The sequence below is a fragment of the Paenibacillus sp. MAH-35 genome, from assembly GCF_058135425.1.
Window position 1 is genome coordinate 1 of the sequence record NZ_JBYUPU010000106.1, and the last position, 714, is coordinate 714.

Below are 714 nucleotides of genomic sequence, written 5' to 3' on the forward strand. Positions count from 1 at the left end.
CGAAGCCTGCTTACGACTCCCCGAGGCATTATCGTAGTTCGCCACGTCCTTCTTCGGCTCCTAGCGCCTAGGCATCCTCCGTGCGCCCTTATTAGCTTATCCAAGATTTTTGAATGTCCCGAAGGATATTCAAAATATCGAACGTTTCAGCCTCTAAGATCACCTTTACAGATGTTCTTGCTCTCTTCGTTTCGCTATCCAGTTTTCAAGGAACAACGTTGCACATATCGTTTTTCGAAGCTTACCAACTTCGTGCGTTTCTTCTATTGAAGTTCCGCATTCCGTTGTTTTCGCTCGAAAGCGACAAGTGCTATATTACCACAAGTCCCATTCGCATTTCAAGTCGAAATTTGAAGTTTTTTGCGATCGTTTTTGGTGGAGCCAAGGAGGATCGAACTCCTGACCTCCTGCTTGCAAGGCAGGCGCTCTCCCAGCTGAGCTATGGCCCCAAATGATTCCCAATTGGGATTGATGGACAAAATTCCATCAAAACTGAACAAATGAAATCGGACCGAATTGTGTACCGAACCGTTACAGGTTCGATTAGCTTATGCTTCCGAGGTGGCACAATCTTTCGATTGTGCTTAACTCCATAGAAAGGAGGTGATCCAGCCGCACCTTCCGATACGGCTACCTTGTTACGACTTCACCCCAATCATCTACCCCACCTTCGGCGGCTGGCTCCTTGCGGTTACCTCACCGACTTCGGGTGTT

Annotated in this window: 1 tRNA gene and 2 rRNA genes; all 3 read right to left on the minus strand. The window is 47.9% G+C overall.

Annotated elements, in window-relative coordinates:
- A 23S ribosomal RNA gene (locus AC3Y2E_RS34625) occupies positions 1-102 on the minus strand; the annotation flags it as partial.
- Between the two features lie 271 nt (positions 103-373).
- Positions 374-449 (minus strand) — tRNA-Ala (locus tag AC3Y2E_RS34630).
- Between the two features lie 147 nt (positions 450-596).
- Positions 597-714: ribosomal RNA gene (locus AC3Y2E_RS34635) — 16S ribosomal RNA — on the minus strand; the annotation flags it as partial.